Source organism: Sinorhizobium sp. B11 (assembly GCA_039725955.1).
Lineage (GTDB): Bacteria > Pseudomonadota > Alphaproteobacteria > Rhizobiales > Rhizobiaceae > Rhizobium.
Genome location: CP091034.1, coordinates 470,696 through 490,783 on the forward strand (window position 1 = coordinate 470,696; position 20,088 = coordinate 490,783).

Annotated in this window: 22 protein-coding genes, 1 tRNA gene and 1 riboswitch; of the genes, 10 read left to right on the forward strand and 13 right to left on the reverse strand. The window is 61.1% G+C overall.

Features of this window, described 5'->3' with window-relative positions:
- Positions 1–142: 142 nt before the first annotated feature.
- Positions 143–1,327 (reverse strand): O-succinylhomoserine sulfhydrylase, encoded by a 1,185-nt coding sequence (locus tag LVY75_12085; GenBank protein XAZ23963.1) that lies wholly within the window; start codon positions 1,325–1,327, stop codon positions 143–145.
- Positions 1,328–1,373: 46 nt separating this feature from the next.
- Positions 1,374–1,452: riboswitch (SAM riboswitch) on the reverse strand.
- Between the two features lie 73 nt (positions 1,453–1,525).
- On the opposite strand from LVY75_12085, the gene LVY75_12090 reads away from it, so the two are divergent.
- Together LVY75_12090 and LVY75_12095 are read left to right on the forward strand one after the other, a co-directional pair.
- Complete coding sequence (locus LVY75_12090) at positions 1,526–2,620, forward strand: 2'-deoxycytidine 5'-triphosphate deaminase (protein ID XAZ23964.1); 1,095 nt, start codon at positions 1,526–1,528, stop codon at positions 2,618–2,620.
- A 59-nt stretch (positions 2,621–2,679) separates the two neighbouring features.
- Positions 2,680–2,753, forward strand: a tRNA-Gly gene (locus LVY75_12095).
- Between the two features lie 10 nt (positions 2,754–2,763).
- Here the strand turns inward: LVY75_12095 and LVY75_12100 are convergent.
- Positions 2,764–3,045 (reverse strand): hypothetical protein, encoded by a 282-nt coding sequence (locus LVY75_12100; protein ID XAZ23965.1) that lies wholly within the window; start codon positions 3,043–3,045, stop codon positions 2,764–2,766.
- A 360-nt stretch (positions 3,046–3,405) separates the two neighbouring features.
- On the opposite strand from LVY75_12100, the gene LVY75_12105 reads away from it, so the two are divergent.
- Positions 3,406–3,789: a VOC family protein gene (locus LVY75_12105; GenBank protein XAZ23966.1), complete on the forward strand. Its 384-nt coding sequence runs from the start codon at positions 3,406–3,408 to the stop codon at positions 3,787–3,789.
- Positions 3,790–3,852: 63 nt separating this feature from the next.
- On the opposite strand, the gene LVY75_12110 is transcribed toward LVY75_12105, so the two are convergent.
- The gene (locus LVY75_12110) at positions 3,853–5,853 is read right to left on the reverse strand and encodes a methyl-accepting chemotaxis protein (GenBank protein ID XAZ23967.1); all 2,001 of its coding nucleotides are present in this window, start codon (positions 5,851–5,853) and stop codon (positions 3,853–3,855) included.
- Between the two features lie 447 nt (positions 5,854–6,300).
- Here LVY75_12110 and LVY75_12115 point away from each other — a divergent pair, with 447 nt between their 5' ends.
- Positions 6,301–7,176, forward strand: coding sequence for a transporter substrate-binding domain-containing protein (locus tag LVY75_12115; GenBank protein XAZ23968.1), 876 nt, complete (start codon positions 6,301–6,303; stop codon positions 7,174–7,176).
- Positions 7,177–7,238: 62 nt separating this feature from the next.
- On the opposite strand, the gene LVY75_12120 is transcribed toward LVY75_12115, so the two are convergent.
- The 5 genes from LVY75_12120 to LVY75_12140 form a co-directional block, all read right to left on the reverse strand.
- The gene (locus tag LVY75_12120) at positions 7,239–7,652 is read right to left on the reverse strand and encodes a tellurite resistance TerB family protein (GenBank protein XAZ23969.1); all 414 of its coding nucleotides are present in this window, start codon (positions 7,650–7,652) and stop codon (positions 7,239–7,241) included.
- Between the two features lie 48 nt (positions 7,653–7,700).
- Positions 7,701–8,477, reverse strand: coding sequence for a thermonuclease family protein (locus tag LVY75_12125; GenBank protein ID XAZ23970.1), 777 nt, complete (start codon positions 8,475–8,477; stop codon positions 7,701–7,703).
- Between the two features lie 10 nt (positions 8,478–8,487).
- On the reverse strand, positions 8,488–9,156 hold the full coding sequence (locus LVY75_12130) for a helix-turn-helix transcriptional regulator (protein XAZ23971.1): 669 nt from the start codon (positions 9,154–9,156) through the stop codon (positions 8,488–8,490).
- A 216-nt stretch (positions 9,157–9,372) separates the two neighbouring features.
- Entirely contained in the window at positions 9,373–10,020 is a 648-nt protein-coding gene (locus tag LVY75_12135; GenBank protein ID XAZ23972.1) for a response regulator transcription factor, read from the reverse strand.
- 90 nt (positions 10,021–10,110) lie between these two features.
- Positions 10,111–10,509, reverse strand: a complete 399-nt coding sequence (locus LVY75_12140) for a hypothetical protein (GenBank protein ID XAZ23973.1) — start codon at positions 10,507–10,509, stop codon at positions 10,111–10,113.
- A gap of 113 nt (positions 10,510–10,622) precedes the next feature.
- Between LVY75_12140 and LVY75_12145 the strand changes: the two genes are divergently transcribed.
- Entirely contained in the window at positions 10,623–10,976 is a 354-nt protein-coding gene (locus LVY75_12145) for a DUF952 domain-containing protein (GenBank protein XAZ23974.1), read from the forward strand.
- Positions 10,973–12,061, forward strand: coding sequence for a quinone-dependent dihydroorotate dehydrogenase (locus tag LVY75_12150; GenBank protein ID XAZ23975.1), 1,089 nt, complete (start codon positions 10,973–10,975; stop codon positions 12,059–12,061). The genes LVY75_12145 and LVY75_12150 overlap by 4 nt, the downstream gene beginning before the upstream one ends.
- Here LVY75_12150 and LVY75_12155 read toward each other — a convergent pair.
- Genes LVY75_12155 through LVY75_12165 form a run of 3 tightly spaced genes read right to left on the reverse strand, consistent with a single transcriptional unit; the run spans position 12,037 to position 14,181 of the window.
- A complete protein-coding gene (locus LVY75_12155) occupies positions 12,037–13,383 on the reverse strand; it encodes an MATE family efflux transporter (protein XAZ23976.1) in 1,347 nt (448 codons plus the stop codon). The two genes, LVY75_12150 and LVY75_12155, sit on opposite strands and share 25 nt — an antisense overlap.
- Before the next feature lie 32 nt (positions 13,384–13,415).
- Positions 13,416–13,913: a CAP domain-containing protein gene (locus LVY75_12160; GenBank protein XAZ23977.1), complete on the reverse strand. Its 498-nt coding sequence runs from the start codon at positions 13,911–13,913 to the stop codon at positions 13,416–13,418.
- Position 13,914: 1 nt separating this feature from the next.
- Positions 13,915–14,181, reverse strand: coding sequence for a DUF6460 domain-containing protein (locus LVY75_12165; GenBank protein XAZ23978.1), 267 nt, complete (start codon positions 14,179–14,181; stop codon positions 13,915–13,917).
- Positions 14,182–14,321: 140 nt separating this feature from the next.
- Between LVY75_12165 and LVY75_12170 the strand changes: the two genes are divergently transcribed.
- From LVY75_12170 to LVY75_12180, 3 genes are all read left to right on the forward strand, one after another.
- Positions 14,322–15,254 carry a tetratricopeptide repeat protein gene (locus LVY75_12170; protein XAZ23979.1) on the forward strand — a complete coding sequence of 311 codons (933 nt, stop codon included), beginning with the start codon at positions 14,322–14,324 and terminating at the stop codon, positions 15,252–15,254.
- A gap of 195 nt (positions 15,255–15,449) precedes the next feature.
- Complete coding sequence (locus LVY75_12175; protein ID XAZ23980.1) at positions 15,450–16,085, forward strand: YitT family protein; 636 nt, start codon at positions 15,450–15,452, stop codon at positions 16,083–16,085.
- A gap of 130 nt (positions 16,086–16,215) precedes the next feature.
- A complete protein-coding gene (locus LVY75_12180) occupies positions 16,216–16,383 on the forward strand; it encodes a hypothetical protein (protein ID XAZ25888.1) in 168 nt (55 codons plus the stop codon).
- Between the two features lie 66 nt (positions 16,384–16,449).
- Here LVY75_12180 and LVY75_12185 read toward each other — a convergent pair whose 3' ends face one another.
- Positions 16,450–16,911: a carboxymuconolactone decarboxylase family protein gene (locus LVY75_12185; protein XAZ23981.1), complete on the reverse strand. Its 462-nt coding sequence runs from the start codon at positions 16,909–16,911 to the stop codon at positions 16,450–16,452.
- Between the two features lie 35 nt (positions 16,912–16,946).
- Positions 16,947–17,447 carry an Rrf2 family transcriptional regulator gene (locus tag LVY75_12190; GenBank protein XAZ23982.1) on the reverse strand — a complete coding sequence of 167 codons (501 nt, stop codon included), beginning with the start codon at positions 17,445–17,447 and terminating at the stop codon, positions 16,947–16,949.
- A gap of 95 nt (positions 17,448–17,542) precedes the next feature.
- On the opposite strand from LVY75_12190, the gene LVY75_12195 reads away from it, so the two are divergent.
- Positions 17,543–20,053 (forward strand): ligase-associated DNA damage response DEXH box helicase, encoded by a 2,511-nt coding sequence (locus tag LVY75_12195; GenBank protein XAZ23983.1) that lies wholly within the window; start codon positions 17,543–17,545, stop codon positions 20,051–20,053.
- The last annotated feature ends 35 nt before the right edge of the window (positions 20,054–20,088 follow it).

Here is a 20,088-nt window from a genome sequence, read left to right on the forward strand (position 1 = left end):
CTCTTCCGTCAAGAAACGGTACAGTGATCGCGGCCTCACTACCTTCAGTTGGGCCGCCTTTCGTTCATTAAGCCTAACTCTCAGTGTTAATTTCAAGGCAAATGCGACGGCCGCGGCGTTTGCCGGCGGCCGTGCCTTGATGTCAGGCCGAAACCTTGGCCAGCGCGCGGGCGAAATCTTCGATGAGATCGTCCGTGTCCTCGATACCGGCCGAGAGGCGTACCGTGCCCGGCGAGATGCCGAGTTCGGCGCGAGCCTCGTCCGTCAGGTTCTTGTGCGTGGTCGTGGCCGGATGCGTGATCAGGCTCTTGGAGTCCCCGAGATTGTTGGAGATCTTGACGATATCAAGCGCGTTCTGCAGCGCGAAGGCAGCTTCCTTGCCACCCTTCAGCTCGAAGCAGACGAGTGTCGAGCCGCCCGACATCTGCTTGGCGATGATATCGGCCTGTGGATGGTCCTTGCGGCCGGGATAGATGACCTTGGCGACCTTGCCCTGATCGGCGAGGAAATCGGCGATCTTCGCGGCATTCTGGGTCTGCTGCTTGACGCGGAGCGGCAGCGTCTCGATGCCCTTCAGGAGTGTCCACGCATTGAACGGCGACATGGCCGGGCCGGTATGGCGGAAATAGTCGTGCAGGTTCTCGTCGATCCATTCCTTGTCGGAGAGAACGACGCCGCCGAGGCAGCGGCCCTGGCCGTCGATGTGCTTGGTCGCGGAATAGACGACGATATGGGCGCCGAGCTCCAGCGGCTTCTGGAAGAGCGGCGTTGCAAACACGTTGTCGACCACGACCTTTGCGCCGATCTGGTTGGCGAGCTTGGCGACACCTGCGATGTCGACAACTTCCAGCGTCGGATTGGTCGGGCTTTCCAGGAAGAAGACCTTGGTCTTTGGGGTAATAGCCTTTTCCCAGTTTTCGAGGTCGCGACCGTCGATCAGCGTGCAGTCGATCCCGTATTTCGGCGCAAGCGTCTCAACTACCCAGCGGCAGGAGCCGAAGAGGGCGCGCGCAGCAACGATATGATCGCCGGCCTTCAGCTGGCAGAGGATGGCAGCAGTAACAGCGGCCATGCCGGAAGCGGTGGCGCGGGCGTCTTCAGCGCCTTCCAGCATGCACATGCGCTTTTCGAACATGTCATTGGTGGGGCTGCCGTATCGCGCATAGATGAAACCGTCCGTCTCGCCCTTGAAGCGCGCTTCGGCTGCTTCGGACGTATCGTAGACGAAACCCTGCGTGAGATAGATTGCCTCTGAAGTCTCGCCATACTGCGAACGGAGCGTTCCGCCGTGGACGAGTTGGGTTGCTGGGCGCCAGGTCTTGCTCATGCCATCACCACTTTCAAACAACAAAAAAACCGGCCGCAAATGCAGACCGGTTTTCAACCCGGTCTTTTTAGCCACTTGTTTAACGTGGCTGCAAGCCGACCGGCCAAATCACCACGGGATAAATTTGCAATACTGCCGTTCTAAGCTTGCGTCAATTCCCCGACTTTGGTTTTGTCTCCGCGAGTATATGGATGGAGCATGATGGCTCGCGAAACTGGAATTTTGGCTGACCGCGCAATTGCCGCGCTGTTTGAAACCGGGCGCCTTCAAAGCGAACGCGAGCTGGATCGCGACCAGATCCAGCCGGCAAGCTTGGATCTGCGGCTGGGCGCCAAGGCTTTCCGGGTGCGCGCCAGCTTCATGCCTGGCCCGTCCCATCTCGTTTCCGACAAGCTCGATCGGCTGAGCCTGCACGTCATCGACCTCAGCGAGGGCGCGGTACTGGAAACCGGCTGCGTCTATATCGTGCCGCTGATGGAACATCTCGATCTGCCGGCCAATATGTCTGCCTCGGCCAATCCGAAGAGCTCGACCGGTCGCCTTGATATCTTCACGCGTGTCATCACCGATTACGCGCAGGAATTCGACAAGATCCCATCAGGCTATTCCGGGCCGCTCTATCTCGAAATTAGCCCGCGCACCTTCCCGATCGTCGTGCGCCGCGGCTCGCGTCTCTCGCAGATCCGCTTCCGCGTCGGCCAATCGGTACTCGGTGAGCCGGACCTTCTGAAACTGCATGAATCGGAAACCCTGGTCGCAGCCAAGCAGCCGAACATTTCCGGCGGCGGCATCGCGTTGTCGATCGACCTGACGGGCGACAAGGACGGCCTGATCGGCTACCGCGGCAAACATCACACCGCCGTCGTCGATGTCGACAAGAAGGCCCAGCACGATATCTACGATTTCTGGGAGCCGCTCTACAGCCGCGGCCGCAACGAACTGATCCTCGATCCCGATGAATTCTATATCCTGGTCTCGCGCGAGGCCGTACACGTTCCCCCGCACTACGCGGCGGAAATGACGCCCTTCGACCCACTCGTCGGCGAATTCCGCGTCCACTATGCCGGCTTCTTCGATCCGGGCTTCGGCCACGCTCCGGCAGGCGGACGCGGCAGCCGCGCGGTGCTCGAAGTGCGCAGCCACGAAGTGCCCTTCATCCTCGAAGACGGCCAGATCGTCGGCCGCCTGATCTACGAACACATGCAGGAACAGCCCTCGAGCCTCTACGGCTCGGGTCTTGGCTCCAACTATCAGGCCCAGGGCCTGAAGCTCTCGAAGCATTTCCGCATCTGATATGCGGTGACGCCGCGACTTGACAGCGGCGGCCATCTGTTGGAAGTCTCAAGCGGTTGGCGGGTGTAGCTCAATGGTAGAGCAGCAGCTTCCCAAGCTGAATACGAGGGTTCGATTCCCTTCACCCGCTCCAGCTTCCCTCCTCAATCTCTTCCGAAAATTGTGATTGGCCGATATCGACGATGCGCGATCGCAAGCGAGCGATCCGGGCGAATGATATAGGTTTCCTCGACCTGCCGGCCGTACTGGTCGATGAAATCGTGCGGGAAGGTCGAGCCGATTGGCGACTTGGTAAGCTTCGAACGCGGCTGACCGCTATAGGTGATGCTGCCGGGAATGGGTTCGAGGCCGGGACCGTTATACTCGACAGTGGTGCAGCCGGCGAGCGCCAGGGCGCTGATCAGGCCAAGTGCGATCAGTTTCATGTTGGATGCCTTTCTTTCCGCAGCACGGCGCCATTCTACCTCAAATCGCCGAAAGCTCACGACACAAACGGCACCGGTGTCTTCAACCCTTCGGGAAGAGGCTTACGACCAACAGCCTGCTGCTTGGCGAAAGTGACTCGCCCGGCGATGTTGCCGCTCTTGGGCCGATCTGCTAGAGCGGCAATGTCGAAAAAGGCAGGACCGGATAAGGTAAGCCCGGTCCCTCCCATCATGGGAAGCTCTGCTCCGTGTTTCACACGAGAACCCGCGACGTGGCCCGCATGCGAATGCGGGGTCCCGGCGGCATGCGGAGCGTTGGAAGACGCACTCCTCCGGGATTTATTCTCAAAGGAGACAATCATGCGTTTGAACCATCTTGATTTCTACGTGCCCGATATTGCCGCTACGACGGATTTCTTCCTGCGGTATTTCGCTCTCGAATTGCGGGAGATGAGCGAACGGATCGGCCGGGCGATCCTCTACGACGACCAAGGCACGGAGGTCGTTCTCAGTCGCCCGTTGCCAAAATTCGGCGGTGCCGATCAGGTCGAACTGCAGCGACAAACCTATCATATCGGCTTTATTCTTGCTGAAAGGTCGGATGTCGATGTGCTTCATGGCCGCCTGGCAGTGGACGGCGCCGCTGTATCAGGGCCGCCTGCCGCCATTCGCGGCGGCTGGCTCTTCTATTGCACCGCGCCCGGTAACATTCTTGTCGAAGTCGGCTGGCGTCCACCAGTCTGAACAGAGACTTGTAACGAAAATGGGCGGCCGAAGCCGCCCATCCTCATTCAATCTGTCGCTTGCTCAGAACTCTGTCCAGTCGGCTTCCTGGCTGCTGGACGGGGCAGCGGCATTGCTCACGCCGAAGGCGCTGGCGAGCTTCTGGCCGAGCGCGCGGGCAGGCGAAGCCTTCGGGCGTGTCGTGCTTTCGGCAACGCGGACCGGCGCTCTGGCGGCTGGGCGTGTGGCGGCGCGTGGCGCGGCCGGTGCCGTCGGGATCGACGCGCTTGCAACGAAGCCGCCGGTGCCCGTCAGGCGGAACTGGCCGAGCAGATTGTTGAGTGCCGCCGCTTCCGTGGCAAGGCCATGGCTGGCTGCAGTGGATTCCTCGACCATGGCGGCATTCTGCTGCGTGCCCTGGTCCATGGTGTTGACGGCTGTGTTGATCTCCTGCAGGCCGGTCGATTGCTCGCGGGCTGCTTCTGCAATCGCGTGGACGTGCTGGTTGATTTCCTGCACCTCGTGGACGATTGCGTCGAGCGCCTTGCCCGTTTCGCCGACAAGGCTGACGCCGGTCTGCACATGCGTGCCTGACGTGGTGATCAGCGCTTTGATTTCCTTGGCGGCGTTTGCCGAACGCTGTGCGAGTTCACGCACCTCTTGTGCGACGACCGCAAAGCCCTTGCCGGCCTCACCGGCGCGCGCTGCTTCAACACCGGCATTCAGTGCCAGCAGGTTCGTCTGGAAGGCGATATCGTCGATAACACCGATGATATTGCCGATCTCGACGGAGGATTGCTCGATTTGCTGCATGGCGGCGACCGCCTTGCGGACGACGTCGCCGGATTTTTCGGCACCGAGGCGGGTGCGGGCGACGAGCTGGCTTGCCTCTTCGGCCCGCTTTGCCGCGTCCCTTACCGTCGTGGTGATCTCTTCGAGCGCTGCTGCCGTTTCTTCGACTGAGGCGGCTTGCTGTTCGGTGCGCTTCGAGAGCTCGTCGGCAGACGACCGGATCTCGTTAGCGCCGGCGCTGATCGCGCGGGCATTGGAGCCGACCGTGTGCAGGGTCTCGTTGAGCTTCTCGATCGAATTGTTGAAGTCCTGGCGCAGCGCGTCGAGATGCGCGACGAAAGGCCTTTCGATATGCGATGCGACATCGCCGGCAGAGAGTCGGCGCAGGCCGTCTCCGAGCGCGTTGACCGCGCGCTCGAGATCGGCGGCTTCCGCAGCTCTCTGCGCTTCGCGTTCCCGGCGCTCGTTGTCGCCGAGGCTGCGGTCGGCTTCGGCGCGTGCCTCGATCTGGGCGCGTTCGATCGCGTTGTCGCGGAAGATCGAGACGGCCTTGGCCATCTGGCCGACCTCGTCGCCGCGGTCGAGCCCGCTGATGTCGCTTGCGGTATCGCCTTCGGCAAGCCGCGTCATGCGCAGGCGAAGCTGCATCATCGGGCCGGCGATACCGATCTGCGCCACGGCCACGCTGATGCCGACGGCTGCAAGAACCGCAATGCCGATTAGAATGAAGCAGAAGAAGATCCGCTCATTGACGGAAGCCGAAAGCGCGTCCCCGCCGTCGTTGAGCATTGTCATCATCGCATCGTTGTTGGCGATCATCTTCGGCGTCAATGCGTTGAGCTTGGCGTTGATCAGAGCGACATTTGCCAGGGCGCCGGCGCTGTCCTTGGCCTTGCTCTGTTCGATGATCTTGTTCGCCAGCGTTTCGATTTCATCGATACCAGCCTGGATTTCATCGATCGCGGCCTTGCGGCTGGGCACAAGCTCCAGCGCCTGCTTCATGCGGTCGCGTGCCTGCGGCAGCTTGCTCGGAGTGGCGAGTGCCGTTTGGAATGCTGGCGTATCGGGCTTCATGTCGGCAAGCAGGCTCACTTGCAGCACCGAGGCGACGACCGATGCGCTCGCGCGAGCGCTCTGCATCGAGGCCAGCGCCTCATGATCGATGAAGGCGCTGTAGGTCGCGTCCGCCTGGCGGAACTCCGACATGACATAGACCAGTCCGGCCATGGTGATCAGCCCCAGGAGCGCCACGACCGATATGACTTTTGTACGGATTTTCAGATGTTTCAGCATGGAATGTCACCCGATTGGCCGGGTGTGTTGCGAACCCGGCGCTTTTGAAATCATTTGTTGCAGAACAATTCTTCGGTATTTCGGTGGCGGGAGATACCTTGAGAGGTTCGACATGCGCATCATGCGGTCGGCCGGTGAGGTCGGTGTCGTCGCGCCAAATAAGACCGGATATTGCTTAATTCCGCGCTAACGAGGGCATGCGATTGCTGTTAATTTCAGGGGGGCGGGCCGCCCTCGTCGCCGAGATCGCAAAACCGCTCCGCGCAGAATGCCGGAGTGACCTGTATTGGATGGCGCTCTTGAATAGTCAGCTTTGAAGGCAGAACAGACCTTCTGTTTACGCCTCTAGCAGCTGGCAGAACGGCTCGGCCATATTCCCCACAAAGGATGATTCTGTTACAGCTCGGGGAAGCGGCAAACCCGCATGTAATCTCGAGGCAGGTCATAATGGTGCAATCTAAACCGGCGTTTATGGCTCGCGCAGGGATTTTCATCCTCTGCCTTTTTTCGGCTGTCGTGCTGTCGGTTTTTTCCGCTTTTGCGCAGCAACCGGGCCTGTCCGTGCCTCTGCTCTTCGATTCCCGCGAACGGTTGGCAAAGCCTGACCTTTCCTCGCTCGTGCGCCTGCGCTTCCTGACCTCGGTGGACTTCCCGCCTTTCAATTTCACCGACCAGAACGGCAAGCTCGCCGGCTTCAACGTCGATCTCGCCCGCGAGATCTGCACCGAGCTGGAGATCGCCGATAAGTGCCAGATCCAGGCGCTGCCCTTTGCCGACCTGCAGAAGGCGCTCGCCGGCCTACAGGGTGACGCCGTCATTGCCGGCCTTGCCGTCACGCCCGAGTTGCGCCGCGAGTTTCTCTTCTCCCGCCCTTATCTGATGCTGCCGGCCCGCTTCGTCCGCAACACGACCGCGTCCGTGACCGGAACGACGGCCACCGGCCTCGCCGGCCACTCCGTCGGCGTCGTCAAGGGCACCGTGCATGAGGCGATGCTCGCTGCCTTCTTCCCCGCCATCAAGGCTCAGCCCTTCGACAACAAGGAAGCGCTGCTGACGGCCTTGAAGGAGCGCAAGATCGATGCTGCCTTTGCCGATGCACTGCAGCTTTCCTTCTGGGTCGCTTCGTCAGCTTCGGACAAATGCTGCGCTCTGTTCGACGGACCCTATATGTCCGAGCATTTCCTGGGCGAGGGAATGACGATCATGCTGCGCCAGAACGACAGCGTGCTGACGGCAGCAATCGACCATGCGCTCGCAACGCTCTCGCGCAATGGCCGCCTGCAGGAAATCTATCTGCGCTATTTCCCTTACGGGCTCTACTAGAGCAATTCCAGCAAAGTGTGCAGCGGTTTTGCGTCCGGAATTGCGTTAAAAAGCAGAAAGCTTTAGCCCTTGCGGAAGCGGGCGATCGCGCTGCGCTCGATGGCGGCACAGGTCAGCTTGTCGAGGCCGAGACGGTCGCGCAGCAGGCTGAGCAGCCGCAGTTCTTCTGCCTTGACGGAAAGGTCGGCCGAGGCGACTTCGACTGCCAGTGCATAGGCCGTGTCATAGAGACGGGCAGGCAGTGTATCGCGAACGGTTTCCAGTACCACATCCAGCCCTTCAGGGCCGGCGAGCAGCGAGGCGCAATCGCGGGCGATGGAAATCAGATTGTCGTCGTCGAAATCGCGGAAAACCGGCAGGAAACCGATGAGCTGACCGATCCTCTCCATTTCCCGGTCGTTCATGGTGCTGTCGACGGCGGATGCCATCACCATCACATAGATCAGCGCGTCATGGGCGGAAAGCGGCTTGTTCATGTCTGATTCCCTCTTCGATGAGCGGAGATTAGGAATTGGCGGTCTCTATTACAAGGGAGCGGCGGTTTCGGGCCGGACTGCAGCCGCCGGCCTGCGGCGCGGATCCTCGCCGTGAATGCCCTGTTTTGCCTGCTTTGCCTTTTCGCCGGCAGCAGCAAGCGGTGAACCCGACTGCGCCTCCACCCAGCCGTTTTCAACCAGCCACGTGCCGATATCCTGCTGCCCCAGCCGGCAGGCAGCACTTGCCATGTCCTCCCATGCGTCGGAAGGCAGGTCGCAATCGATCGTGCGGTTGCGTAGGTAGAGCCGCAGCGCCGTCTTCGCCATCATGCCGCACGGCCACTGCTTGCCATCCGAGCCGCAGCTCTTGTCGGCGGGCGTCTCGATGATATTGGCAATCTGCAGCCTGCGTTTACCGAAGGAGAGAATACCGGCGCTCTCCACCGTCGGTCGCAGCAGTTCCACGCTGTCCTTTCCGGCAGGGATAGGTGATGGCGTCTCCGTCGGCGCTGGAGCGCTTTGCGCGGTTGCCCCCGCTGGCGCATTCTCGGAGGAAGCTCTTGCTGGGGTTTCGGATGGAGCCGCTGCCGGTTCGGTTGGCGCAGGCTCCGTTGCCCGGGCGATCAATTCGGCATCTTCATCCGTGAGCGATGCAGGCGGCTTTGCCACATCGGCGGTCGCATCGGGCAGCGCTGCGGCGACATTTCCGGCATCGGCGTCAGATGCCAGCCCCCCGCCGCCATTGAGCCGCGCTTGCCCGGCCAAGAGCAGGCCGACCACGACCGCCATCCCCGCGATACCTGTGATCAAGGCTGCAGGGCGCATGATTATTTTCCTATTGGCTGGCCCAGATGATACGGGCAATCCATTCGACGTCGGAAAGCTCGATCGTCCGGTTGGGATGTTCAGGATTGAGCGACAAAAGTTCGATGGAGCGCGGGCTCTGCCGCAGAAGCACCTTGGCCATGACCTCGCCCTCGCGTGTCTTGACGACGACACGGTCGTTGCGGCGCACTTGCGCGCCGGGCTCCACGATCAGCACATCGCCGTCGCGGTAGAGCGGCATCATGCTTTCGCCCTGTATCTCGAGCGCATAGACGCCGGCCTTCTGCGAGGGGCCGGCCGGGAATTCCACAACATCCCAGCCCTGGCCGGCAGGAAAGCCGCCATCGTCGAAAAAGCCGCCGGCGCCCGCCTGTGCAAAGCCGAGCAGCGGAAATGAGTTCCCCTGTGAGGCAAAAATTCCCTCCGGCAGGCTTGCGGCCGCAGCCCCCGCCGGCCGCATGAAGCCGAGGAACTGCTCCATGCTCGCCCCCGTCGCCTCCAGCACCTTCGCGATGGATTCCGTCGAAGGCCAGCGCAGGCGCCCGTCTGCCGATAGCCGCTTGGATTTGTTGAAGGAGGTCGGATCGAGACCCGCTCGCCGCGCAAGACCAGACGGCGTCAGGTCATGCCGTTCGGCAAGCCTGTCGATCGCTCCCCAGATCTGGTCATGTGACAGCATATGCGTCCGGTTCCGCGGTCCATCCGGCCGCTTTCTATCGCCGGCAGATTAACCGAGGCATTTCTCCGAGTAAAGCGAAAATGAGGAATAAAATCCTGTCTCGTCTGTCGCAGGCTAAAGCATGTCGCGCAAAAGTGCGCAGCGGTTTTGCGATAACGAACATGCGAAAACAAAAGCCTGAAGCGTGGCAAGCGAGTCCGAAGATCGCGACACGCTTTAGGCGACCATGGCCATGTTGATCTTGCCGAGCTGGATGACCGCCTGCGTGCGGCTGTCGACATTGAGCTTCAGCAGGATTGCCGAGACATGTGCCTTGATCGTTGCTTCGGAAACGCCGAGCTCGTAGGCGATCTGCTTGTTCAAAAGGCCTTCGCCGAGCATGGTCAGCACCCGGCTCTGCTGCGGTGTCAGCGTGTGCAGGCGATGGATGAGGTCGGCGACATCGGGGTCCTGTTCCTGTCCGTCGCGATAGCTCTCGGGTGTCGCAATGTCGCCCGCGAGCACTGTCAGGATGCCGCGGCGGATATCCTCGATGCCTGAAGATTTCGAAATGAAGCCGGAAGCGCCAAGTTCCAGCGCCCGGCGGATTGTCGTGGTGTCGTCGGTCGCGGATATGATGACGATCGGCAGGCTGATGAATTCGGAGCGCAGCGCCATTAGGCCGGAAAAACCACTGACCCCTGGCATGGCAAGATCGAGCAGCATCAGGTCCGCATCGGGATGCTCCGATGCCGCTGTTCGCGCAGCAGCAAAATCACCGGCTTCGACGATTGCCTGGTGTCCGTCCATCCCGGTCACCGCCTGCCGCAACGCGTCGCGGAAAAGCGGGTGATCGTCAGCGATGATGATGGTCTGTTCCTGCATCGAAAACTCCCTCCCAAGAGCTCGATCCCGTCAGCCCTGTCCGGCTCCCCCGCGCGAACATGACTCCCTACTTATATGAATATAACCAGATCAACTCCGCTGCGGAAGAGGATTGGCCTCGTCTTCCGCCCGGAATTCCCGAACTATACCCATGAAACTGCGCATCATCCGCTCCATGATGCCGATCGATCGGTCGACTTCCGCATCCGTCGGCAAGGCGGGCCGGGCGCCTGAATTCCTTTCCAGCGCGCTTACGCGATCAGCGAGCCGATCGAGTTCGTCCTCGTAAGCCGCGCGTTCATCGGCGGCCATGCGGCAGACCAGGGCACCATCCTTCTCGGTGCAGAGCGACATCGCCCCCGTCTGCCTGTCGAGGCGCACGAAATGGTCGCCGCTGCGTTCGAGCTGGAAGCGGGCGGTATCCGGCTCGGCCGCCAGTGCCGCACATGGCAGAAGACCGGCGGCAAGCAGTACTGCAAATGCCTTCATCGTCTCATCCTCCGCAAAGCGTGATACCCGTCCGTTTTTGCGCCCGCAGGCGTGGACATCGCCGTCTCTTTGGGGCAAAGCCCTCATTAACAAGGCCAGCCAACGGGATCATCATGACCGCGACACCGACCCTTTACAAGATCGTGCCGGAGGCACTCTGGAAGGAGGCCAGACAAACCGGCATTTTTCATGGCGCCGGCATTGATATCAAGGATGGCTTCATCCATTTCTCGACCGCGGACCAGGTCAGGCAGACCGCGGCCCTGCATTTCGCCGGCCAGGCCGGTCTCGTCCTCGTCGCGATCGATGGGAGCGGTTTTGGCGACAAGCTGGTCTTCGAACCCTCACGCGGCGGCGCGCTCTTCCCGCATCTCTATGCCGACCTGTCGCTTTCGGCCGTGCTCTGGGAGGCCGCCCTGCCGCTCGATAATGCCGGCCTTCACATCTTTCCGGAGCTCTCAGCGTGATCGACCCCTTCAAGCGCATCGCCCGCCGCGGCCTCTTCCTCTTCGATCCGGAGACCGCGCATGGCATGTCGATTGCGGCGCTGAAGTCAGGCGTCGTGCCCGCCTGTCGCATTGCGCCGGACCCGCGCCTGCGCCAGACCGTCGCCGGGCTCGATTTTCCCAATCCGCTCGGCATGGCGGCGGGTTATGACAAGAATGCCGAGGTGCCGGAAGCGCTCTTGAAGCTCGGCTTCGGCTTTACCGAAATCGGCACCGTCACCCCGAAGCCGCAATCAGGCAATCCGCGCCCGCGCATCTTCCGTCTGGTGGAAGACGATGCGGTCATCAACCGCCTCGGCTTCAATAATGAGGGCCATGATGCAGCTTTCCGCCGCCTTCAGCAGATCAGTTGCGCCGGTGTCGTTGGCGTCAATATCGGTGCCAACAAGGATAGCGAGGACCGCATTGCCGACTATGTTGCCGGAATCCGCCGCTTCTATTCGGTCGCCCGCTATTTCACCGCCAATATTTCTTCGCCCAACACGCCGGGCCTGCGCGACCTGCAGGCGCGCGAAAGCCTCGCGGCCCTTCTGTCGGCTGTTTTGACGGCGCGTGACGAGGAAGCGGAAAAGGCCGGACGGAAAATCCCGGTCTTCCTGAAGATCGCCCCCGATCTCACAGAAGAAGGCATGGATGACATTGCTGCAGAGGCGCTGTCACATGCACTCGATGGTCTCATCGTTTCTAACACGACGCTCTCGCGCGACGGCCTGAAGGATCAGGTCCAGGCGAAGGAGACCGGTGGCCTTTCCGGCGCGCCGCTGTTCGAAAAATCGACGGCCGTACTCGCCAGGATGCGCAAGCGCGTCGGTCCCGCTCTGCCGATCATCGGCGTCGGCGGCGTCTCTTCTGCCGAGACTGCGCTGGAAAAGGTCAGGGCAGGGGCCGATCTCGTGCAGCTCTATTCCTGCATGGTTTATGAAGGTCCGGGCCTGCCCGGCACCGTTGTACGCGGCCTCTCAAAGCTGCTCGACCGCGAAAAGGTCGCCTCGATCCGCGATCTCAGGGATAGCAGGCTCGACTACTGGGCAGCGCGAAAGGTCTGAGCCGCGCGCGGCTTGACCAGCACGACCAGGAAGAAACCGCGAAACAGCAGGAAGGCATTCATCGCCAGCCACAGGCCGTGATTGCCGAAGAGCGGCACGAAGACGGCAAGCATGGCAAGATAGCCCGCAAAGGACATCAGCATGCGGTTGCGCATGTCGACGGACCATGTCGCGCCGATGAAGACGCCATCCATCAGGAAGGCGAGTGCGCCTGTCAGTCCCGTCACCGCCGCCCAGGGCAGGTAGGTCTCGGCGGCTGCCTGTACTTCCGGCGAACTCGTCAGTCCGGAGATGAGGGCAGGACCGGCAAAATAGAAGAAGGCGGAAATGATTGCCGCAAGCCCGAAGGACCAGAGCGTCGTGAGCTTCAGGCCACGATCGAAGGCGGGCTTATATTGCGCTCCGATCGCCCGCCCGGTGATCTGTTCGGCGGCATTGGCAAGACCGTCGAGATAATAGCCCGACAAGAGGAAGAAATTCATCAGCACCGCATTGGCTGCAAGGGTGATGGCCCCGAAGCTGGTGCCGATGCGGGTCATGATCGCAAAGGAGCCGATCAGCACGAAGGTGCGGATCAGGATATCGCGGTTCAGCGCGAAAAGCTCGGCAAGCTTGCTGCGCGAAAAGATCTCCATCCGATTTGGCCGATGTGCCCGATCGAAGCTGCGCAGCACGATGAAGAGACCGGCAAGCGCGCCCACCGTTTCGCCCGCCATCGTGCCCCAGGCGACACCCGAAACACCCCAATCGAGCGACAGGCCGAGATAGATGGAGAGCAGGATGTTGATGCCGTTGATCACCGCCTGCAGCAGCAGTCCCGTCCGGCCTTGTCCGCGGCCAAGCACGAAGCCGAGCAGCGCGTAATTGGCAAGGGCTGCCGGGGCCGCGAGGATGCGGATCGAGAAATAGGTGCTGGTTGCCTCGGCAATCCGGCCTTCCGCCCCCATCAGCTTCAGCCCGACAACAATCAGCAGCGGCGACAGCACCAGAAGCGCCAGGCCGGAGCCGAGTGCGGAGACCATCGCTCGCCAGAAGACGGCCTGCTGCTCGTGTTGATCACGTCGCCCGAGCGCTTGCGCCGTCAATCCGGTCGTGGACGCCCGCAGGAAGTTGAAGCTGCCCATGATGAGGTCGAACAGCATGGCACCGATGGCAAGCCCCGCCAGCGCTTCCGGATCGCCCATGTGGCCAACGACGGCAGTATTGGTGATGCCGAGCAGCGGCGTGGTCATGAAACCGAGCGTCATCGGAATGGCGATCGACAGCACCAGCCGGTGCGTCACGTCGAAGGCCGATATATTTCTGCTGCCGCCTGTATCCATATCCGCCTCTTGGGGAGAGAGGCGGTGTCGCCTCAGTTGGAAAGCACCATCGCCCAATAGGGCAGATTCTTCGAAGACGTATTATGTGCAACGGCAACACCGAGACCGCTATAGCGTCCGAGCATATTTTCCAGATGGTGGGGGGAATTGATCCAGGCAGTGACGACCGCATCGACGCTCTGCTGGCCCGCTGCGATGTTTTCGGCGGCCGGAAGGGAAACGCCGCTCGCCTTCACGCGGGCGCCGAAACTGTCCGTCATGCCCATCAGATGCTTCATCTTGCCCGCACTTGCCATGCGCTTGGCCTGGAAGATCGCGGCGGCACTTGCATGCGGATCGACGCTGAGCGGCGGCAGGCCGTTCTTGGCGCGCAGCTGGTTGACGAGCGGCAGCGCCGAAGCGGTCTGATCGACGCCGTCGGATGGAGTGCTCGCCATTTTCGGCGTGGTCGTGCAGCCGGCAATGCCGGCGGCCAGTGCGAGGCCCGAAAGCTGAAGAATGCCGCGGCGTGAAAGGATGATTGAGCTCATGTTATTTGCGATAGCTGAAAAGACGGATGATGATGAAGATCGGGATGACGATGGTCGCACCCAGCATCAGATAGTCGCCGACGCGTCCGAGCGCCGAAAAACCCTGCCGCCACAGATGCACCACGAAATCGCGGAAATTGTAGATGAGCTCCCAAGGGGTAAGCCCGAATATGGCCATGACGAAGCCGACGATCAGCGAGACCACCAGAAGCTTGATGATCGTGCGGCCAATGGAATCGCCGAGGAATCTGTTTACCTGATCGGACATGCGCCATCTCCTGTTTGCCTTGAGATACGGTCACGGCGGACCGGCCGCAAGCCTTTTCCGCCAAGGCAGCACCGCCTCTGAAATAGGACTTGAGTTTTTTTGTGGCCGCAGCCAAATGCCGCCAGCCAAAGGGTCCGATCATGCAGCCAAGCCAGCTTTCTTCCGGCGACGTCATCGCCGACCGCCGTGCCGACTATGCGAAGATGCTCGACGAGGGCGGCGAAGCGGAAGCGGCGGCCGAGCTGATGGAGCAGGCGCTGGAACTTGCTCCGGCCTGGGCCGCCGGCTGGTATCGCCTCGCCACCTATCACGAGAAGGCGGGCAAGACGGAGGCCGCCATCGAAGCCTATCGCCGCACGCTGGAGCTTGATCCCGACGATATTTTCGGCGCGGGCCTTAAGCTCGCGCTGCTTGGTGATGCGGAGACACCGGCCCAGCCGTCGAGCCGCTACGTCGAACGCCTTTTCGACGATTATGCCGATCGCTTCGAAACATCGCTGGTGGAGAAGCTGGACTATTCCGTCCCGCAGAAGCTTGCCGCCCTCGTCGCATCCACCGGCAGGCACTACCAGCTTGCCGTCGATCTCGGCTGTGGCACGGGCCTGCTCGGCCCTGAGATCCGTTCCCATGTGGTCAGCCTTGAGGGCTTCGACCTGTCGCAGAACATGCTCGCGAAGGCTGCCGAAAAACAGGTCTATGATCATCTTGCCCAGGCGGACCTGTCGCTGGCGCCTGAAGCTTCCGGCATCTTCTCCGATGGCGCGCGGCACCGTGCCGATCTCGTCACGGCCGCCGATGTGCTGATGTATCTCGGCAATCTCGAAAGCGTCTTTGCGATCGTCGATGACCTCGCCGCAACAGGTGCTGACATCGTCTTTTCGGTCGAGGATGGCGGCGAGGGCGACGGCTTCAGCCTGGCGCCGTCGCTGCGTTATGCCCACTCGCAAACCTACATCGAGGGACTGGCGTCAGCCCACGGTCTCGAAATTCTCGATATCGTCAAAACCACCATTCGCAAAGATGGCGGCAAACCGATATCCGGCATTCTGTTCCTTACGCGCAAGGCGGCTTAAGCGCATATTTCTTGCGATTTTAAAATAGGTCAGCATTGCTTACGTATTTCGCTTGCGCACAACCGGGCAAGGCCTGATAATCCGGCCATCCCGCGAGACAGCGACGCGCTCCAAAAGCGCAGCACGCGCCGCATCTATCCCTACATTGCCCCTACCTCCGGCCGGTCCGGAACAGCCGCTATTGGAGATCGCGACATGAGCCAGATCATCAGTGCCCTCGGTTTCTGGAATACCACCGCGACGCGCCACACGCCGGTCGAGGATGTGCAGGGCATATTTTCCGGCAGCCTCGTCTCCGCGCTCGGCCTCTATGTGCTCGCTAGCGCCGGACTCCTGACAGGCAGCACCGCAGGCGTTGCCTTCCTGCTTCACTACGCCTTCGGCGTGAACTTCGGCCTCGCCTTCTTCCTGCTCAACCTGCCCTTCTTCTACCTCTCGTGGAAACGCCTCGGCACAGCCTTTACGATGAAGACCTTCATCGCCATCGGCCTGACGTCGCTGCTCACCAGCCTGCAGCCGAAGGTCATGGAAATCGCCGCCATCCATCCGGCATGGGCAGCCCTTCTCGGTGGTCTGCTGCTTGGCTACGGGCTTCTTGCTCTCTACCGCCATCGCGCCAGCCTCGGCGGCGTCGGCATCCTCGGCATCTATATGCAGGAGCGTTTCGGCATTCGCGCCGGCATCGTACAGCTCGCGATCGACATGTGCGTGCTGGCAGCCGCCTTCTTCGTCACCACGCCGCCGGTCGTCTTCTATTCCGTGCTCGGCGCGGTCGTGCTCAACCTCTTCGTCGCGATCAATCATCGCGCCGACCGCTACATCGCGCTATAACATTCTCCCAGCTGATCTAACCGGAAACTCAACCTTACAAATTGGTAATCCGTTATAAACAAAACGTAACTTGCCTGTGATGGATCCCGGCGTGAAACTTTCCCCCGCGCCGGAATTGATGAGGTGAGCTATGTCAGATCTGGAAAAGCTTGTCAGACGCCGCATGCAGGAAGAATACACCAAGGGTTCTTCCGCAGAGGAAATAACGAAGGTCATTCGCGACATATTCAACAGCGTCGACCTGTCGGGCAAATGGCCTGCAGCCGTTGCCGCACGGGCAATGACGGGTCACAAGTGACCAAATAGTTAACCGACCCGATACTTCGGGTCGGTCACAGGATGAATTCCCTACAGACAGAATCTATCAGGCTGCCTTCTGCGGCGCATCGATCGGATGCTGGCTGCGGAAGCCAACGGCAAGCCGGTTCCAGATATTGATCGTGCCGATCGCAACCGTGATCTTGGTCATTTCTTCCTCTGAAAAATGCGCCTTCAGCGCCTCGTAATCTGCATCCGGTGCACCGGTCTCGGCAATCTTCGTCACCGCATCGACCCAGGCGAGCAGAGCGCGTTCGCGGGCGTCATAGACCGGCGATTCCCGCCATACGCACATGAGGTTGATCCACTGTTCGGAAAGGCCGTGGTGGCGCGCTTCCTTCGAATGCATGTCGACGCAATAGGCGCAGCCGTTGATCTGCGAGGCGCGAAGCTTGATCAGGTGAATGAAGCGCTTATCCAGTCCGGATTCCTGGACATATTGCTCCAGCGCCGCGACGGCCTTGTAGGCATCCGGGGCGGCTTTGCCGAAGTTGAAACGTGCTTGCATGGTATTCTCCTTGGGTTGGGGTTTGTTGTTGCGGCTCAGCGAGCCGCTTTTCTCTCGTGCATTTCCATGAAGGCGCAGCCTCTGGCAGCAATCCCGCCGTCATCATCTGCGGAAAGTTCGGCCAGGATTTCGGCGATACTTGTGTTTGCGAGTTCGGCGCGATAGGCGCGCTCTGCTCTGAGCATTGCCGCCGTGATCTGGCAGGGTTTCGTGAAATAGCGCTGCGGCAGCGGGTTCGGCCCCCGCTGGCGGATCTCCGAACAGCGGAAGGCCGGTGCCGGCCCTTCGACCGCGAGCACGATATCGAGCAGCGAAATATCCTCCGGCTTCTTCGCCAGTCGATACCCGCCTTTGGGACCGGGCACTGTTTCCAGAATTCCGCTCCCTGAAAGCGCCTGCAGATGCTTCAGCAGGTAGCTCGTGGAGACACCGTGATATTCGGCAAGGGCCGCAGCCGATAACACGCCGCCTTCGGAGAGCCCGGCCAGCAATGCCGTGCAATGAATGCCCTGTTCGACGCCGTCACCAAGCTTCATGGCCAATCTCCTCTATCGTGGATATAATTTATCCATGATTATGACAAGGAGTCAATAGCGCTTCTATTCGCCGATGTTTGAACTACATTTGCCCCGTGGATCAGATCGATGCCGAAACCAGCCTTGCCTTGCCCCCACCCTTCCTCCGCTGGTTTGCGGAAAAGGGATGGCGCCCGCGCGCGCATCAGCTTGAATTGCTGGCCCGCGCCGAAGCCGGCGAAAACACGTTACTCATCGCGCCAACCGGCGCCGGCAAAACGCTCGCCGGCTTTCTTCCGTCGCTGACCGACCTCACACGCCGCGGCAAAATCCCGCCGGGCTCGGCCTTCACAGGCATCCATACACTCTATGTCTCGCCGCTGAAGGCGCTGGCTGTCGACATCGAGCGCAATCTCATGAAGCCCGTTACCGAGATGGGCTTGCCGATCTCGATCGAGAACCGCACCGGCGATACGCCGAACGCCAAGCGCCAGCGCCAGAAGCTGAACCCGCCGGATATCCTGCTGACGACGCCGGAACAGGTGGCGCTGCTGCTTGCAAACCGCGAAGCCGAGCGTTTCTTTGGGGATTTGAAATACGTCATCTTCGACGAGCTCCACTCGCTCGTCACGTCAAAGCGTGGCCATATGCTCTCGCTTGGCCTTGCCCGCCTGCGTCGGCTGGCGCCCGATCTGAAGACCATCGGCCTCTCCGCTACCGTCGCCGAACCCCTGGATTTGCAGAGATGGTTGGTGGCGCAGCAGGAGGGCAGGGAGAATCACGCTGGCCTCGTACTCGTCGAAGGTGGCGCCAAGCCCGATATTTCCATTCTCGATACGGAAGAGCGCATCCCTTGGTCCGGCCACGCCGCCAAATACGCCATCCCGGATGTCTACCGCCAGCTCATCGACCATCAGACGACGCTGCTCTTCGTCAATACCCGCTCGCAGGCCGAGATGCTCTTTCAGGAGCTCTGGACGGTTAACGAGGAGAACCTGCCGATCGCGCTCCACCATGGCTCGCTGGATGTTGCGCAGCGCCGCAAGGTCGAAGCCGCAATGGCCGCCAATCGGCTGCGGGCCGTCGTCGCCACATCGACCCTCGACCTCGGCATCGACTGGGGTGATGTCGATCTGGTCATTCATGTCGGTGCGCCGAAGGGCGCCTCGCGCCTTGCGCAGCGCATCGGCCGGGCCAATCACCGCATGGACGAGCCGTCGAAGGCAATCCTCGTTCCCGCCAACCGCTTCGAGGTCATGGAGTGTCAGGCTGCCCTCGATGCGAATTACATCGGCGCGCAGGATACGCCGCCCGTAGGCCGAGGTGGGCTCGATGTGCTGGCCCAGCACGTGCTCGGCATGGCCTGTGCCGAACCCTTCGACATGCTGGAACTCTATGACGAGATCACCAGCGCCTCGCCTTATGCCGATCTTGCCTGGGAGACCTTCGAGCGCGTTGTCGATTTCGTCGCGACCGGCGGTTACGCCCTGCGCACCTATGAGCGCTATGCCCGCATCCGCAAGACCAAGGAAGGCCGTTGGCGCGTCTCCAATCCGCAGGTCGCCCAGCAATATCGATTAAACCTCGGCACCATCGTCGAAGATCCGATGCTGAATATCCGCATGGCCAAGCGCGGTGAGAGCGGCAGGCTCGGCCGTCCCGGCGCCGTGCTCGGAAAGGTCGAGGAATATTTCCTCGAACAGCTCGCCCCTGGCGACACATTCATCTTCTCAGGCAAGGTTCTTCGCTTCGAAGGTATCCGGGAAAACGAGGCGCTGGTCAGCCAGGCCTATTCCTTCGATCCGAAAATCCCCTCCTATGCCGGCGGCAAATTCCCGCTTTCGACCTATCTCGCCGATCAGGTCCGCTCGATGCTCGATGATCCCGACCGCTGGCATCGTCTGCCGGATCAGGTGCGCGACTGGCTGTCGTTGCAGAAGGAAAAATCGCTGTTGCCGAAGCGCGACGAGCTGCTGATCGAAACCTTCCCGCGCGGCAGCCGCGGCTATATGGTCATCTATCCATTCGAGGGCCGGCTTGCGCACCAGACGCTCGGCATGCTGCTCACCCGCCGACTGGACAGGGCAGGGGCAAAACCGCTCGGCTTTGTCGCGACGGATTATTCCCTTGCCATATGGGGTCTGGAAGACCTCGGCCTGATGATCGCCAATGGGCGCCTCAGCCTCTCAGATCTCTTCGACGAGGACATGCTGGGTGACGATCTGGAATCCTGGCTGAACGAATCCTTCCTTCTGAAGCGCACCTTCCGCAATTGCGCCGTGATTGCAGGCTTGATCGAGCGACGCCATCCGGGCAAGGAAAAGACCGGCCGGCAGATCACCGTCTCCGCCGATCTGATCTATGATGTGCTGCGCACCCACGAGCCCGATCACATCCTGCTGCAGGCAACACGGCAGGATGCTTCGACCGGACTTTTGGATATTTCCCGCCTTGGCGATATGCTGAGGCGAATCAAGGGCCATATCACCCACCGGGCGCTGGACCATATTTCGCCGCTCGCCGTGCCGGTCATGCTGGAAATCGGCCGGGAATCGGTGCCGGGTCAGGCCCATGATGCGCTGCTTGCCGAAGCCGCCGACGATCTGATCGCCGAGGCCATGTCCTGAGAAATCGGGCCTGAATTATTGGGAATACGAGAGTG

What these genes read in the sequence shown, in the direction of transcription:
- LVY75_12115 (XAZ23968.1), top strand. Translation starts at nt 6,301, where the DNA reads ATGGTGCAATCTAAACCGGCGTTTATGGCTCGCGCAGGGATTTTCATC.
- LVY75_12175 (XAZ23980.1), top strand. Translation starts at nt 15,450, where the DNA reads ATGAGCCAGATCATCAGTGCCCTCGGTTTCTGGAATACCACCGCGACG.
- LVY75_12120 (XAZ23969.1), bottom strand. Translation starts at nt 7,652, where the DNA reads ATGAACAAGCCGCTTTCCGCCCATGACGCGCTGATCTATGTGATGGTG.
- LVY75_12140 (XAZ23973.1), bottom strand. Translation starts at nt 10,509, where the DNA reads ATGAAGGCATTTGCAGTACTGCTTGCCGCCGGTCTTCTGCCATGTGCG.
- LVY75_12145 (XAZ23974.1), top strand. Translation starts at nt 10,623, where the DNA reads ATGACCGCGACACCGACCCTTTACAAGATCGTGCCGGAGGCACTCTGG.
- LVY75_12105 (XAZ23966.1), top strand. Translation starts at nt 3,406, where the DNA reads ATGCGTTTGAACCATCTTGATTTCTACGTGCCCGATATTGCCGCTACG.
- LVY75_12160 (XAZ23977.1), bottom strand. Translation starts at nt 13,913, where the DNA reads ATGAGCTCAATCATCCTTTCACGCCGCGGCATTCTTCAGCTTTCGGGC.
- LVY75_12110 (XAZ23967.1), bottom strand. Translation starts at nt 5,853, where the DNA reads ATGCTGAAACATCTGAAAATCCGTACAAAAGTCATATCGGTCGTGGCG.
- LVY75_12185 (XAZ23981.1), bottom strand. Translation starts at nt 16,911, where the DNA reads ATGCAAGCACGTTTCAACTTCGGCAAAGCCGCCCCGGATGCCTACAAG.
- LVY75_12135 (XAZ23972.1), bottom strand. Translation starts at nt 10,020, where the DNA reads ATGCAGGAACAGACCATCATCATCGCTGACGATCACCCGCTTTTCCGC.
- LVY75_12090 (XAZ23964.1), top strand. Translation starts at nt 1,526, where the DNA reads ATGATGGCTCGCGAAACTGGAATTTTGGCTGACCGCGCAATTGCCGCG.
- LVY75_12125 (XAZ23970.1), bottom strand. Translation starts at nt 8,477, where the DNA reads ATGCGCCCTGCAGCCTTGATCACAGGTATCGCGGGGATGGCGGTCGTG.
- LVY75_12190 (XAZ23982.1), bottom strand. Translation starts at nt 17,447, where the DNA reads ATGAAGCTTGGTGACGGCGTCGAACAGGGCATTCATTGCACGGCATTG.
- LVY75_12165 (XAZ23978.1), bottom strand. Translation starts at nt 14,181, where the DNA reads ATGTCCGATCAGGTAAACAGATTCCTCGGCGATTCCATTGGCCGCACG.
- LVY75_12180 (XAZ25888.1), top strand. Translation starts at nt 16,216, where the DNA reads ATGTCAGATCTGGAAAAGCTTGTCAGACGCCGCATGCAGGAAGAATAC.
- LVY75_12170 (XAZ23979.1), top strand. Translation starts at nt 14,322, where the DNA reads ATGCAGCCAAGCCAGCTTTCTTCCGGCGACGTCATCGCCGACCGCCGT.
- LVY75_12085 (XAZ23963.1), bottom strand. Translation starts at nt 1,327, where the DNA reads ATGAGCAAGACCTGGCGCCCAGCAACCCAACTCGTCCACGGCGGAACG.
- LVY75_12130 (XAZ23971.1), bottom strand. Translation starts at nt 9,156, where the DNA reads ATGCTGTCACATGACCAGATCTGGGGAGCGATCGACAGGCTTGCCGAA.
- LVY75_12155 (XAZ23976.1), bottom strand. Translation starts at nt 13,383, where the DNA reads ATGGATACAGGCGGCAGCAGAAATATATCGGCCTTCGACGTGACGCAC.
- LVY75_12100 (XAZ23965.1), bottom strand. Translation starts at nt 3,045, where the DNA reads ATGAAACTGATCGCACTTGGCCTGATCAGCGCCCTGGCGCTCGCCGGC.